This is a genomic window from Streptomyces xinghaiensis S187 (genome assembly GCF_000220705.2).
GTDB lineage: Bacteria > Actinomycetota > Actinomycetes > Streptomycetales > Streptomycetaceae > Streptomyces > Streptomyces xinghaiensis.
In genome coordinates, this window is sequence record NZ_CP023202.1 from 4,086,007 (window position 1) to 4,099,979 (window position 13,973).

Annotated in this window: 12 protein-coding genes; 8 read left to right on the plus strand and 4 right to left on the minus strand. The window is 74.6% G+C overall.

Annotation, left to right across the window (positions count from 1 at the left end):
* Positions 1 to 112: 112 nt before the first annotated feature.
* On the plus strand, positions 113 to 1,054 hold the full coding sequence (purU, locus tag SXIN_RS17555) for a formyltetrahydrofolate deformylase (protein ID WP_019711900.1): 942 nt from the start codon (positions 113 to 115) through the stop codon (positions 1,052 to 1,054).
* A gap of 78 nt (positions 1,055 to 1,132) precedes the next feature.
* On the opposite strand, the gene SXIN_RS17560 is transcribed toward purU, so the two are convergent.
* Positions 1,133 to 2,374, minus strand: coding sequence for a zf-HC2 domain-containing protein (locus tag SXIN_RS17560; protein ID WP_095757205.1), 1,242 nt, complete (start codon positions 2,372 to 2,374; stop codon positions 1,133 to 1,135).
* A complete protein-coding gene (locus tag SXIN_RS17565; protein WP_019706205.1) occupies positions 2,371 to 2,961 on the minus strand; it encodes a sigma-70 family RNA polymerase sigma factor in 591 nt (196 codons plus the stop codon). Before SXIN_RS17565 ends, SXIN_RS17560 begins: the two co-directional genes overlap by 4 nt.
* A 309-nt stretch (positions 2,962 to 3,270) precedes the next feature.
* Here SXIN_RS17565 and SXIN_RS17570 point away from each other — a divergent pair, with 309 nt between their 5' ends.
* The 5 genes from SXIN_RS17570 to SXIN_RS17590 all read left to right on the plus strand — a co-directional run bounded on the left by SXIN_RS17570 (position 3,271) and on the right by SXIN_RS17590 (position 7,365).
* A complete protein-coding gene (locus SXIN_RS17570; RefSeq protein WP_039817696.1) occupies positions 3,271 to 3,645 on the plus strand; it encodes an STAS domain-containing protein in 375 nt (124 codons plus the stop codon).
* Between the two features lie 302 nt (positions 3,646 to 3,947).
* On the plus strand, positions 3,948 to 4,529 hold the full coding sequence (locus SXIN_RS17575; protein WP_019706233.1) for an EF-hand domain-containing protein: 582 nt from the start codon (positions 3,948 to 3,950) through the stop codon (positions 4,527 to 4,529).
* Positions 4,530 to 4,916: 387 nt separating this feature from the next.
* Positions 4,917 to 5,549, plus strand: a complete 633-nt coding sequence (locus tag SXIN_RS17580; RefSeq protein WP_095757206.1) for an ATP-binding protein — start codon at positions 4,917 to 4,919, stop codon at positions 5,547 to 5,549.
* A 542-nt stretch (positions 5,550 to 6,091) separates the two neighbouring features.
* The gene (locus SXIN_RS17585) at positions 6,092 to 6,643 is read left to right on the plus strand and encodes an RNA polymerase sigma factor (RefSeq protein WP_019706371.1); all 552 of its coding nucleotides are present in this window, start codon (positions 6,092 to 6,094) and stop codon (positions 6,641 to 6,643) included.
* Positions 6,640 to 7,365 carry a hypothetical protein gene (locus tag SXIN_RS17590; RefSeq protein ID WP_095757207.1) on the plus strand — a complete coding sequence of 242 codons (726 nt, stop codon included), beginning with the start codon at positions 6,640 to 6,642 and terminating at the stop codon, positions 7,363 to 7,365. The genes SXIN_RS17585 and SXIN_RS17590 overlap by 4 nt, the downstream gene beginning before the upstream one ends.
* Positions 7,366 to 7,490: 125 nt before the next feature.
* Here SXIN_RS17590 and SXIN_RS17595 read toward each other — a convergent pair whose 3' ends face one another.
* Both SXIN_RS17595 and SXIN_RS17600 read right to left on the minus strand, forming a co-directional pair.
* A complete protein-coding gene (locus tag SXIN_RS17595) occupies positions 7,491 to 8,636 on the minus strand; it encodes a flavin-containing monooxygenase (RefSeq protein WP_095757208.1) in 1,146 nt (381 codons plus the stop codon).
* A gap of 354 nt (positions 8,637 to 8,990) precedes the next feature.
* Positions 8,991 to 9,641: a TetR family transcriptional regulator gene (locus SXIN_RS17600; protein ID WP_039824531.1), complete on the minus strand. Its 651-nt coding sequence runs from the start codon at positions 9,639 to 9,641 to the stop codon at positions 8,991 to 8,993.
* A gap of 293 nt (positions 9,642 to 9,934) precedes the next feature.
* On the opposite strand from SXIN_RS17600, the gene kbpA reads away from it, so the two are divergent.
* Both kbpA and afsK read left to right on the plus strand, forming a co-directional pair.
* On the plus strand, positions 9,935 to 10,735 hold the full coding sequence (gene kbpA / locus SXIN_RS17605) for an AfsK-binding protein KbpA (RefSeq protein WP_019711897.1): 801 nt from the start codon (positions 9,935 to 9,937) through the stop codon (positions 10,733 to 10,735).
* Between the two features lie 420 nt (positions 10,736 to 11,155).
* Positions 11,156 to 13,792 (plus strand): protein serine/threonine kinase AfsK, encoded by a 2,637-nt coding sequence (gene afsK / locus SXIN_RS17610; protein ID WP_095757209.1) that lies wholly within the window; start codon positions 11,156 to 11,158, stop codon positions 13,790 to 13,792.
* The last annotated feature ends 181 nt before the right edge of the window (positions 13,793 to 13,973 follow it).

A 13,973-nucleotide genomic window follows, 5' to 3' on the forward strand; every position in this document is an offset into this window, starting at 1 on the left:
GGCGGAGCGCCGGGCCGCGGGGCCGGACGGCCGGACGGCCGTCTCCGGGGGCGGCCGGGCGGATATGGACCGGGCCGCTGGGGACCGGGCGGATGTGGGAGCCTATGGGGTCATGAGCGAGTCGCAGCCCGCCGCCTCCGGGCAGGCCCCCGAGCAGTACATCCTCACCCTGTCGTGTCCCGACCGGCAGGGCATCGTCCACGCCGTGTCCAGTTACCTGTTCATGACCGGCTGCAACATCGAGGACAGCCAGCAGTTCGGCGACCACGACACCGGACTGTTCTTCATGCGGGTGCACTTCAGCGGCGGCACCGCCGGCCAGGGCCGCTACGGCGGCCGCCCCCCGGGCGAGGACGGCCGCGCCCAGGAGCCCGTCACGCTGGAGAAGCTGCGCGCCAGCTTCGCCGCCATCGGCGACTCGTTCCGCATGGACTGGCAGCTGCACCGGGCCGACGAGAAGATGCGCGTGGTGCTCATGGTCAGCAAGTTCGGGCACTGCCTGAACGACCTGCTGTTCCGCACCCGGATCGGGGCGCTGCCGGTCGAGATCGCGGCCGTGGTGTCCAACCACACGGACTTCCGCGAGCTCGTCGAGTCCTACGACATTCCCTTCCACCACATTCCGGTGACCAGGGAGAACAAGCCGGAGGCCGAGGCGCGGCTGCTGGAGCTGGTGCGCACGGAGCGCGTCGAACTCGTCGTGCTGGCCCGCTACATGCAGGTGCTCTCCGACGATCTGTGCAAGCAGCTGTCCGGCCGGATCATCAACATCCACCACTCCTTTCTGCCGAGTTTCAAGGGCGCCAAGCCGTACCACCAGGCGCACGCCCGGGGCGTGAAGCTGATCGGTGCCACGGCGCACTATGTGACGGCCGATCTCGACGAGGGCCCGATCATCGAGCAGGAGGTCGAGCGCGTCGGGCACGAGGTCAGTCCCGAGCAGCTCGTCGCCGTCGGCCGTGACGTGGAGTGCCAGGCGCTGGCGCGCGCGGTGAAGTGGCACAGCGAGCACCGGGTCCTGCTCAACGGCCACCGGACCGTGGTCTTCACCTGAGGGCCCGGTCCGCGGACGGACGGGCGCCCGGGCCGGTTCATGCCCGGGCCGGGTCCGGGCCGGCTCACAGCCAGGACCTCACAGCCAGGACAGCGAGGCCGCGGCCGCCAGGACGTCGTGGATCGCCTCCCGGTCCCCCTCCTGGCCGGCCGCCGCCTCCTCCGGCGGTACGTGCCCCGCGGCGAGCCGGCAGAACTCGGCCCCGTCCAGGGCGACATGGGCCACGGCCTTCTCCGCCGAGGGTGCCGCGGCCGGTGAGTCCAGGGCGATGTACCAGTGCCCGCCGCCGCTGCCCTCCACCTCCAGGTGCAGGGTCCGGCCGGGCGAGCCCGCGGTGACCAGGCTGCGCGGCGGTCCGGCGAGACCGTCCCGGCGGCGCCGCGCGAGGGCGCCCGGCAGGAGCCGCGCGGTCAGGTCGATCATGCGGTGCAGATGCGGCGACAGCGGCGGCCGGTACGGGTAGTCGACGGCTTCCGCGATGTCACCGGCGCGCACCCAGCAGGCGAAGGCGCGTTCGAGGAACGAGTCGCTCAGCGGCAGGGTCAGCCCGTCGTAGGGCACGGTCAGTCCATGGGTGTCGCGCAGGGAGACGGCGCGGACCAGGGCGTGCGTCTGGCCCCGCCAGGCGTCCCGGACCGCGCCCGGCGAGGGGACGGGCCTCCGTCTCCAGTAGACCTCCACCCGGTCCGCCGGGGAGGCGTGGCCGTCCGGCGGTGGCGCGGAGGGTGACAGCGCGTCCTCCAGCGGGTCGTCCAGCCCCAGAACGGCGGCGATCAGGCCGTCCACCGCCGTCAGCTGCCCGAGCGCCCCGGCGACGGTGGCGACCCGGCTCCGTTCCCGCTGCCCGTCGAACCACTTGAGCGGCACCGGCGCCCGCCACTCGGACTCGCCCATGTCGTGCAGCAGGGTGTCGAGCCGGGCGGTCTCGGCGTCGTACGGTGCCGCCCACTCCGGTACGGGGATACGGGCCGGGCGGCGCCCGAGGCAGCCGGCCAGCACCCGGGAGCGCAGCTGCGGGTCGAGGTCGAGGTTGTCCTCCGGGTGCAGCAGGGCGACCGCGTCGCGCAGCCGCAGGGCCTCGTCGGCGCAGGGCGCGCAGTCGGTGAGATGGGCCTCGACGGCCGCGGTCTCCTGGGCGGAGCACGCGGCGAGGGCCCAGGCGCCCAGCAGGGATTTGAGCACCCTGTGGTCGGTGGGCGGCGGTCCCGCGGCGAGGGAGGTGCCGTCGCCGAGCGCGTGGCCGGTGGCGGCGCCGGGCGGTCCGGAGGGCAGGGAGGGTCCGGGGCCGGCTCCGGGACCGGGGCCGGCGGGGCCGTTCACGGGTTTCTCCCGTAGCCGGGAGACGAGCCGGTGCGGTCACCGTCACCGGCGCGGTTGTTCGCGGACGAGAGCAGCTGCAGGCCGAGCCGGAGCCGCCGCCGGGCCTCGTCCTCGGTGACGCCGAGGTCGGCGGCGGCCTGGCGGTAGTCGCGGCGTTTGAAGTAGGCCAGCTCCAGCGCGTCCCGCAGCGGTGCCGGCATGGAGGTGACGATGTAGTCGGCGCGGGCGGCGCGGGAGGCGGCGCGCACCTTCTCCTCGACCTCCTCCGCGGTCCGGGCGTCGCCTGCGCGCATCAGTTCGGCCTCGGCGGCCCGCAGCCGGTGCACGGACTGCCGCTGGGCGAGGGAGGCGATCCAGGAGCGCATCGGGCCCTGTCCGGGGTCGTAGGCGTCCGGGTGTTCCCAGATGTGGGCGAAGACGTCGCGGGTGACCCGGTCCGCGGCCTCCTCGTCACCGAGCACCCGGTACGCCAGGCTGTGAACAAGAGAGGCGAACCGGTCGTACAGTTCACCGAGTGCGGCGGCCTCGCCGCGCGCCAGGCGCTGCTGCATCTTCCGGTCCCACCGGGGTGGTGCGTCGTTCGCCATACGGCCCCCATTCGTGCCGTGTCGTCGTTCGGCCGCCCGCTGTGGTCGGGATCATTCCGCACTCCGCACGACGAATGTAGTGGGCGGGTTCCGCGGCGCACGTTTTTTTGCGGCAGCAGGCCCCTTCCGGGCACGGCGAAGGGTATAGATCTCGTCACTTTGCCCGCTGCCACGGCCCACCGGGGGCAAGGCTGTGCCTAGAGTCGATGGAAGAGCCGCATGACGAAAGGTGTTTCGGGGGAGAGTGGCCGGACGGCGGAAACGGGAAGAACTGCTTCCGGATCCGGGAGACGAAGGGACTTCGCGCGCGTGACCTTGAAGGTGATGGAAGACGAGCAGGGCGCCTGGGCCATTCTCCAAGTCAGTGGGGAAATGGACCTGGTGACCTCGCCCGCGGTACGTCAGCACGTGCACGACGCGGTGGCCGACGGCCGCCGCAGCCTGGTGCTCGACCTCTCCGGGGTCCGGTTCTGCGACTCCAGCGGTGTGGGCGTCCTGATCGCCGCGCGGCGGCTGATGCGCTCCTGCCAGGGGCGGCTGCGGCTGATCCTCCCGGCCCGCGGCGCGGAGGACGGCTCCCACGTCAACCGGGTGCTCGCCGCGCTCGGCGTCCGGCGGCTCTTCGAGGTCTACCCGGACGTGACCTCCGCGCTGGACGAGACGGCCCCGCCCCTCTCGGCCTGAGTCCCCCGCCCCTCTCGCCTGAGTCCCCCGCCCCGGCCCCGGCCCCGGCCCCGGCCGGTCCGGCGGTCGCGCGGGCCCGCCCGCCGTCCTTCCGTGCGCCGCGCATGCGCCGTGCTCTCCCCGGGCGTGCGGCTGTGCCGCGGGTTCTCCGGCGCCTTCTCCCACTCTCCCGCCCGGCGCACACCGCGCGCCGGGCAGCCATCGGTGCGCGCTGTCCGCTCCCTTCCGTGAACTTCGCCTGAACACCGAACGTACGTACCATCATCTGAGGTCAGCCCCGTCACGACGCAACCGAGGTCACCGTGGACAGCTCTGAGTACGAGCGCAAGATCGCTTCTCGTTTCGCCTCCTTCGACCAGGACGGCAACGGCCATATCTCCCGCGAGGACTTCCACACCGCCGCGGCGGCCGTGCTGAGGGAGTTCGGAACGGCGGCCAGGTCGGACTGCGGGCAGGCGCTGTACCACGGTGCCGAGGGGTTCTGGCAGGGCATGGCCGGCATGGCCGACCGGGACGGCGACCAGCGCATATCCCGTGAGGAGTTCACGCACGGCGCGGTGAAGCGGCTGCGCGACAACCCGCAGAGCTTCGCCGAGATCGCCCGGCCCTTCCTCCGCGCGGTGATGGCGGTCGCGGCCGGCGTCTGCTCCGGAGGAAAGGGCGGTACGCGCGGTACGGGCGGCGGCGGCACGGGCCGGGACTCCGGCAACGCCGGTACGGTGACGGTCGACCAGGCCGAGCGGGTGCTGCTCGCCCTGGGTGTGCGCGAGGACCTGCGCGGTACGGTCGCGGCGGCGCTGGACAAGGACGGCGACGGCCGGATCACGGAGAAGGACGCGGTGAGCGCCTTCGCCGCGTACTACACCACCCCCGAGCCGGAGTGACGGCGGCGGACCCTCACGGACCGTACCCGCGGCGGCGGACGCCGATCGCGGCCGGTCACACCCAGTGAACCGAGCGGCCCCCGGGAAGCCTTCCCGGGGGCCGGCGCGTCGTACGGCGCCGGCGCCGTTTCCCCTCCGCCCCCGCGCCCCCGGCGGAGGAGCGCGCGCCCCGCTGGAACGCCGTGGAGACCTTGGGGCGCCCGGTGTTCGACTGGCGGCACCGCGGGTCGCACAGTATGCAGTACGCGTACTCCTTTGCGCCGGAATATGCCCGAAGCGCTTGTTCGGGTGACTGTACGTCAACCATGCTGTTCTCCGTCGGGGTCACTTTCCGTGATCATTGGGAGACGCGCGGCGATGGGTCCGCCGGTTCGGATGGTGTGAGCGGTGCAGGTGCTTCAGGTTCAGCTGGAGGTTCGGCCCGATCCCGCGGAGGTGGGGCGGGCCCGGAGATGGGCGCGTTCGCGTCTCGCCGGGTCGGGGGTGGAGGGCGACGAGTCGCTGGCGGAGACGCTGCTGCTGCTGGTCTCGGAACTCGTGACCAACGCGGTGGTGCACACCGGCCGCCCGGCCGTGCTGCGCATACTGCTGCCTGCGCCCGGGGGTGCGGACGCCCCGGAGGGCGTCAACGGCTCGGAGGGTGCGGGCGGTTCGGCCGGTCCGCCGGGTCCGCAGGGCTCGGGCGGTGCGGGCGGCGTCGGCGCGGGGGCCGGCCGCCGTCACGGGGGCGCCCCGGAGACGGTGCGGGTGGAGGTCGCCGACCGCAGCCCCCGTCCGCCCTCCCGGCGTCATGCCGAGGGAAACGAGACCAGCGGGCGCGGGCTGGAGCTGGTGGACGGGCTGGCCGACCGCTGGGGATGGCGGGTGGAGGGGGCGGGGAAGGCCATCTGGTGCGAAGTGGACCGGGGGGAGCCGGTGTGCGGGGAGAAGGCGGCCGAGCCGGTGGAGGTGCCGGAGGCACCGGTCTCCGTTCCGGTGGCCGCCCAGAAACCCCAATGCGCCATGTCAAAACTGGCATAACCGGACATAGTTGCGCCCAGGTGTTGACGTCCCGACACGGGTTGATCACTCTAGGATTCAACGATTCGTTGTGAGGGGACGCCGAGGAGCCCGGAGACGGGTGTGGCCTCGACGAGTACGGGTCGTCGTCCGGCGCGACGGTACGAAGTCCGGGTGCCGGAGCCGGGTGGTGGTCCCCGCCGTACCGGCCCGGGGTGCGCGTCAGCGCACCGTCGGCCGGCCGGTCCGCGGGGACCCGCGCCGGGGCGCCCGCCGCCGGTGCTCCCGCCCCACCGCTTCCCGGTCCCACCCCTCCCCGCTCTCTCCCTCGTCTCCCCTGTCCGGCCCCCCGCTCCCCCGTTCTCGCCTCTTCCGCGACTCCGGGCCGTCCCGGGCCCTTGGCGCCTTCCCGGTCCGGACCGTGCCCCCGGGGCGCTCGGCGGGGAGACGGTCCGCCGAGGCGTCAATCCCCGCAGCCGCGGACCACTCGTCCGTGGCGATAACCACCGTGGGTGCCCGGGTAGTTACCCGCCCGGTCCGGCAATCCGGGGAGGTAGGTGCCAGTGAGCCACACGCCCGGCGCGTCGGCGGGATCTCCGATCGACGACGTCTTCTGCGCCCTGCTGCCCAGGCTCTACCGGAGAGCCGTCCTCATCGCGGGCGGCCGGCAGTCGGCGGAGGACATCGTGCACGAGGCCTACCTCAAACTGGCCGCCCGCCCGCAGCGGTTCCTGGCCCATCCCGAGCCGTACGCCTACGCGTTCAGCGCCCTGGTCAGCGTCGCCCGCGACACCTACCGGCGGGACCGGCGGCAGGTGCCGGTGGGGGACGTGGACCGGGAGGCCGGGGTCACCGGCGCGGAGGAGTGGGACGGCGGGGTCGGCGACCGCCAGGCGCGGCTCGAAACGGTGCGGCTGCTCCGCGGTCTGACGCCACGTCAGGCCGCCGTGGTCGTCCTGGTCGACCTCGACGGCTACACCATCGACCAGGCCGCCGAGATCCTGCGCGTCCACCGGGGCACCGCCGCCCGCCACCGGGAACGGGCGCTGGGCAAGCTGCGCACGCTCGTCCGCGCACCCCAACGGGCCGGATCGGAGAAGGAGGGGGCGCCGTGAGGAGCCGCGAACCGGACGAGGAGACCGTCCTGCTGCTGCGCGAGCGGCTGCGGGCCGTGGACGAGGCCCTCGGAACACCGCCCGGCCTCTGGGAGCGGGTCCGCTCGGGCCCGCCCGCCGTACCCGCGCCGCGCGCCGAACCCACCGCCCCCCGGCGGGCCCGCGGGCTCCCGCGCGGGCTGCCGGGCGGCCGGTCGCGTGGCGCCTCGCGCCGCCTGCCGTCCGCCGCGCCGCGCCGGGTCCCACGGCTCCTGGCGGGCATGACCGCCGCGGTGGTCGTGAGCCTGGTCCTCCTCGGCGCCTGGTGGCTGGCCGGTCCGCCGGGCGGCACGGACGGCAGCGGCGGCGACGGCCGGGACGGGCGCCTCGCCGGGCCGCCCGCGGTGACCCTCACCGTCCACAACGCCGAGGAGGCCTGCCGGCCGCTGCGCACGCTGGAGTGCGCGCTGGGCCTCGCCAAGGATCCGTACCGGAGCTACGGCTCGCCGGACAACCGTGCGGGCCGGGTGTGGCACGGCGACCGGGTGTCCGCGGTCTGCGTGGTGGCCGACGGCCGGCTGGTCCGGGACGAGGCCGGGATCACGTCACGGCGCTGGTATCTGGTGTCGGGCGGCGGAGCCGTCGTCCCCGTCGACGGCTGGCTGCCGGGCGTGCGCACCCGCAACACCACGGAGGTGCGGGAGTGCTCGGCGGCGGAAACGGCCGAGGGGCGACGGAGCTGAGGCGCGGGGCCACGGCCGCCGTGCCCCGCGACGGCCGGCCCGGGCCGCGGGCTGCCTGCGTCCCGTCCGGCCCGCCGGTCGCCGGCCCCTTCAGTCCTGGTCCTTGGCCCGTCAGCTCCGGTCCGTCAGCTCCGGTCCGCGGTCTTGGCTATCCGCCGGGCGATCCGGCGGGCGTCGAGGGACAGTTCGCGGAGCATGCCGCTGATCGGGTTGGTGTAGCCGGTGAAGTAGAGCCCGGGCGCCCCGGCCGCCGCGCGCGGTCCGTGGACCACGGGACGGCCGCGGCCGTCCAGGACGTCGAGATGGCCGACCAGCGTCTCCAGGCCGCGGCGGTAACCGGTGGCCGCGATCACCGCGTCCGGGGAAATACGGGACCCGTCGGCCAGGACCACCTTGTCGTGGTCGAACGAGGCCACGGCGGCCACCGGCTCCACGGCCCGCGAGCGCACCGCGTCGATCAGCCCGGTGTCCTGCACCGGGATCGCCCCCTCCACGGCGCGCGAGTACAGCCCGGTCTCCGGGCGCGGCAGCCCGTACCCGGCCAGGTCCGGCAGCGACAGCCGGGCGAGGCCGCGGGCCGCCCGGTCCACCGCGCCGGCCGGCAGGCGGCGGCAGAGGATGCCCGTGCGCTGCGCGGGCCAGCCGGCCGTGGTGCGGCGCACGATGTGCGGTGGGGTGCGGACGGCGAGCCGGACCCGGGAGGCGCCGCCCCCGGCCAGGTCGACGGCGATGTCGGCGCCGGTGTTGCCGCTGCCGACGACCAGCACGTCCCGGTCCGCGTACGGCTCGGCGTTGCGGTACTCGCGGGCGTGCAGCAGTTCGCCGGTGTAGCCGTCGCGGCCCTCCCAGTCCGGGAGGTACGGGGTGTGATTGAAGCCCGTGGCGATCACGACGTCCCGCGCGGCCAGCCGGCGGCCGCCGGTGGCGTGCAGCAGCCAGCCGGAGTCCGTCCGCTCGATCCGGGACACCTCCACGCCGGTGACGACGTCCAGCCGGTGGTGGCGCGCGTACTCCTCGAGATAGCGGATCACGTCGTCCCGGGCGAGCCAGCGTCCGTACGCGCGGGGGATGGCCAGGCCGGGCAGGGCGGAGAGCCGCCGGGTGGTGTGCAGGCGCAGGCTGTCGTAGTGCCCGCGCCAGGAGGCGGCGACCGCGTCCGCCTTCTCCAGCACCACGGCCCGTATGCCGCGGTCGGCCAGCGCCGCGGCCGTGGCGAGCCCGCCGGGGCCGCCGCCTATGACGTACACGGGGGAAGTGGTGTTTTCCGGCATGACCGTGAGCGTAGCGGTGCATTGACGTGTGTCGGTCAACAGGGCCCGGTTCCGTTTTCACCATCCGGTTGCGGATCGGTCACGGGGACGGCACCGGAAGCGCACCGGAGACCGGTCGCGGCGGTGCGGCCGAGGGTGCGGCCGCTGGGCCTGCGGCAGAGGGAGAGGTGGCGAGGCCGGATGACTGCCGGATGAGTCCGGTGGTGCGCTGCGGGAGAGGGGGAGGAGTCCCGTGGCGGGGCCGGGGGTGAAGAGCCCGGTGCGGGACCGGGGGAAGGCCCGGCGGCGGGAGACGTGCCGCCCGGGGAGACGCGCCGGCGCGGCCGGCTCCGGTGCGGTGTGCCGTACGGGGCGCTACTTCGCGGGCTTCTTGCCCGTGATGCCCAGGTGCACCAGGACCGTCAGATTCGGCTTCAGCTCGTTCTGCTTGACGCCCCAGCCGGAGAAGCCCTTCTGGTGCGAGGCGACCGCGGCCAGCATCATGACTACCGAACCGGCCATGGCGGCCGCGCTGACGTCCTGGTCGATCCGGCCCTTGGCCTGGAGGTCCTTGACGGTCTCCGTCAGGGAGCCGGTGACCGAGTTGAGGATCTTCATGCGGATCTTGTTGAACCGCTTGTCGCCCTCGGCCGCCCCCAGATCGATGACGCGGAGGATGGCGTCGTTTCTTCGCCAGAAGGTGAGGAAGCCGTCGACGAGCTGCTCCGCCGTCTGGCGGCCGGATTTCCCGGCCCACGACCGGCCCGCCACCAGCCCGGTCAGGCTGCCGGTGCCCTCCTGGGCCACTTCCTCGGCGAGCTCCAGCACGGCGCCCTCGACATCGGGGAAGTACTGGTAGAAGGTCGCGGGCGAGGTGCCCGCCTTCCGGGCGACGTCGATGACCTTGACGTCCCGGTACGGAGACGACTTGAGCATCTCGCTGAGACAGTCGAGGAGCTTCTGGCGCGTCGCCTGTCCACGGCGTCCGGCCACCCGCCCGTCGACGGTGCGAACTTGTCCTGTCATGTCGTCAGCTTACCGACGGGTGATCGGAACGCGATCTGGCCGCGGGCAAACGGGGGGCGGCCCCGGAGCGGCCCGCATCCGCTCTGTCCGGGGGTTTCACCGGTCGGCGGCGGTTGCTCCGTACCGGTGAGAGGCGCACGGGAGGCGCGTTGTCCACAGCCTGTGGACAGCGGTCCGGGCCTTTCCGCGCACCTCCCGGCCCGCCCGTCTCGCCGGGCGTGACGGGCGGGCCGCGGATAGCCTGGACCGGGCGGTATCGCAGCGGATCACCGGATACGGGAGGTATCGGCATCATGGCGCCATTCGCGGAGGGCGTGCCCTGCTGGGCGGACGCGATGCTGCCCGATCTGGAGGCCGGGAAGCGTTTCTACGGGGGACTCTTCGGCTGGACCTTCGGCCCCTCCGAGGAGCGCTTCGGCCGTTACACCGAGGCCCGTCTCGACGGCGGGGCGGTCGCCGCCCTCGTCCCCAAGACGGACGGCCGGATGCCCACCGCCTGGGGGATCTATCTGGCCACCGCCGACGCGGCCGCCGTCGCCGGCAAGGTGCGCGAAGCCGGCGGACAGGTGATCACGGGGCCGATGGCCGTCGGCGACCTCGGGGTGATGGGGCAGGCGGCCGATCCGGGCGGCGCCGTCTTCGGCTTCTGGCAGGCCGGCGAGCACGCCGGGTTCGCCCACCAGGGCCGGCCCGGTTCCTATGCCTGGATGGAGATGTACACCCGGGACAAGGAGGCCGTGGACCCCTTCTACGAGCGGGTGTTCGGCTACGGCATCGAGGACATCGACACCGGGGACGACCTGGAGTTCGCCATCTGGTCACCGGCCGGGAAGCCGGCGAACGAGGAGACGGCGGTCGGCGGACGGTGCGTCATGGACAGCCGTTTCCCCGCCGAGATGCCGCCCTACTTCCTGGTGTACTTCGCCGTCGGGGACTGCGACGAGGCGGTGCGGACCGTCTCCCGTCTCGGCGGCCGGTGCGTGTTCGGGCCGATGGACACCCCGTACGGCCGGATCGCCACGGTCGTCGACGACCAGGGCGCGAGTTTCGCCGTCATCGCCCTCACTGAGCCGGAAGCGGGCCCCGAAGCGTAAGAGAGGTCATGACGAGGGCCCGCGTGACCGACACCACGGCGGCGTCCGGCCGGAGCCCGGGACGGGACCCGGTGCGGGACCCCGTACGGCAGTTGGGACGGAAGCCGCCGAGAAGCCGTGCCGGGAGCCCGGGCGTTCCACCGGTAACCCCGGGCGTTCCGCCGGTCACCCGCTGACCTGTGCGTACAGTGTCGTTCCGGGCGGCCCGACGGCCTCTCACCGGCCACTGTCACGGCGGCGCCGTACCGGCAACGGCGCGGCGGAACGCAGTGATTCGCGGTGTGACACCCCGATTCGGCCCCGGGTTCGCAACCTCCGCGTCCGGCAGGAAGAATCAGGGTGCGTACCCCGGGTCCGTTCCCGGTGAGACGCTGCACGGGGCCGGACGACTTCGAGCCCTGACGGGGAGGTGGCAGGCAAGTGGCGGAGCAGCTGACGCAGCACGATCCGAGACGGATCGGCCCGTTCGAGGTTCTCGGACGGCTCGGCGCCGGCGGCATGGGGCTGGTCTATCTCGCCCGTTCGGCGTCCGGCCGGCGCGTCGCGATCAAGACGGTGCGCACGGAGCTCGCCGAGGACCAGCTGTTCCGGGTGCGTTTCACCCGCGAGGTGGAGGCGGCGCGCGCGGTCAGCGGCTTCTACACGGCGGCGGTCGTGGACGCCGACCCGCACGCGGCCGTGCCCTGGCTCGCCACCGCCTATGTGCCGGCGCCCTCCCTGGAGGAGATCGTGGGGGAGTGCGGCCCGTTGCCGACGCAGGCCGTGCGCTGGCTGGCCGCCGGGGTCGCGGAGGCCCTGCAGTCCATCCACGGGGCCGGGCTCGTGCACCGCGATCTGAAGCCGTCGAACGTGCTGGTCGTCGAGGACGGCCCGCGGGTCATCGACTTCGGTATCGCCTCCGGGGCCTCCAACACCCGGCTGACGATGACCAACGTGGCCGTCGGCACCCCCGCCTACATGTCGCCGGAGCAGGCCCGGGACTCCCGCAGTGTCACCGGCGCGAGCGACATCTTCTCCCTGGGCTCCATGCTCGTCTTCGCCGCCACCGGCCACGCGCCGTACCACGGGGCCAACCCCGTCGAGACCGTCTTCATGCTGCTCCGCGAGGAGCCCGACCTGGAGGGGCTGCCGGACGACCTGCGGCCGCTCATCGAGTCCTGCATGCAGACCGAGATCGACCGGCGGCCCAGCCCGGCCGACCTCCAGTCGCAGCTCGCCCCGCACCTCTTCGCCTCCGGCAGCGACGACAGCGGCACGGCCTCGGCCTGGCTGCCCGCGCAGGCCGTCTCCCTGATCGAACAGCGGCGCGGCGGACGGACCCCGGCCGCCGGGAACGCCGGCGGCGGCGCCCGGCACCACGGCCGGGGCGCCGGCCGCGGCGCGGAGCCCGCGCAGGACCGGCCCTCGCGGCTCCCCGGGCAGCAGCCCGGCGTCGGCCGGCGGGACGGTGCCGCGGACGACCCGCGCGGCGGACCGGGGGCGCAGGCCGCGCCCGCCGCACGGCTCGGCGACATCCCCGTCGGCCCGGGCGGCCCCGCCGCCGTCGGCCGGGCCTCCGGCGACCCGCGCGGTGCGCGGCCGGACGGCGCGCCTCCTCCGCCCTCCCACGCCCCGCCCGGCGGCGCGCACCCGGGCGGTTCCGGACGGCACGCCGCCGCGTACGGCGGTGGCGGCGGCGGTGACGGCGCCGTACGGCTCGCCGGTTCGCCGGTGCCGATCGGGCCGGGCCCCCGCGCCGACGCGCGCGACCCGCAGGCGCGGGCCGACGCCGGCCCCGCCACCGGCTGGGTGCGGCCGCCGAACGGGATTCCCGCCCCGCCCGCCGCCGCGCCCCCCGTACCGCCGGGCCCGCCGCCCGCCGCGCCCGCCGGCGTACCGCCGCAGCAGGGGCCGGGCGGCCCGGAGCAGGCCGCGGCCGACGGGCACTGGCGCCCCTGGCGGTTCCGGATGTCGAACGACGTCTGGGGCACGCCGGTCGTCGTGGACGACCTGCTGTACGTCACCTCCTTCGAGGTGCACGCCCTCGATGTGGCCACCGGGCGCCGCCAGTTCAAGACCCGCGAGGTCGCCTGGTCGATGGATGTGGCCGACGGCCGCATCCACGCCTCCGACGGGCCGACCCTCTACGCCCTCGACGCCAAGAACGGCACCGAGCTGTGGCGCGCCCCCACCGACGGCTGGGCGTACACGCTCAAGACGGACCACGGCACCGTCGTCACCGCCACGCGCGGCGGCGGCGTCCAGGCGTGGGAGGCCGCGAGCGGCGAGCGGCTGTGGGAACTGACCGGCGCGCAGAGCGACTTCGAGACCCCGGAGGCCGGGCCCGTCATCCACGGCGGCGTGGTCTACGTGTGGTCCGACGCGCGGCTGCGCGCCCTGGAGGCCCGTACCGGCGTCGAACGGTGGTCCTACCCGGTCGGTGACGCGGCCTCCTGCGGCGGGGTGCCGGTGCGGCTGCTGCCCGCGCCCGACGGCGTCGTCTACATCTGCGCCGGTACGCGCGTCCTGGCGGTCGACATCGCGCGGGGCGAGGTGCGGTGGCGCTTCGAGGCCCCCGCGGCCTTCCTCGCCCCGCCCGCCTTCGCGCCGGGCCCGGCGATCACCGGCGGCGGGGTGTACGTCGCGGACTACCTCGGCACGGTCTACGCCCTCGACGCGGCGGACGGGCGCGACCGGTGGCGGATCGCCACCGAGGCCCGGCAGTCCACCGCCCCGGTGCTGGCCGCCGGCGGCGCGCTCCATGTGGGCAGCGGCAGCGCGCTCTACACGCTCGACGCGGTCACCGGCGCCCCCAAGTGGCGGTTCGCGGCCCAGGGCGAGGTCATCGGGGCGCCGGTGGTGGCCGACGGCCGGGTGCACTTCGGCTCGGCGGACCACTGCCTGTACACGCTGGACGCGGGCGGCGGTGCGCTGCGCTGGAAGCTGGCGACCGGCGGGGAGATCACCGGGGCGCCGGTGGCGGCGAACGGCGTCGTCTACGCCTGCAGCAAGGACCGCTGCGTGTACGCGCTGGACGCGCTCAAGGGGACGGGGCTGGCGAGGCCGCCGCAGCGCTGAGCGGCGCCGCGGTGGACCGGCGGCGATCCGCGGTGGATTCGCGGTGACCCGCGGTGGACCGACGTGATCCGGCCGCCCGCCCGGGCTCGGCGCGGGCCCGTCCCGGCCGGTGCCGGAGGCGCCAACCTTCCTGATTCGGCGTCGGGTTGAGCGCTCTCCGCCCCTGTGACAAGGCTGTGAC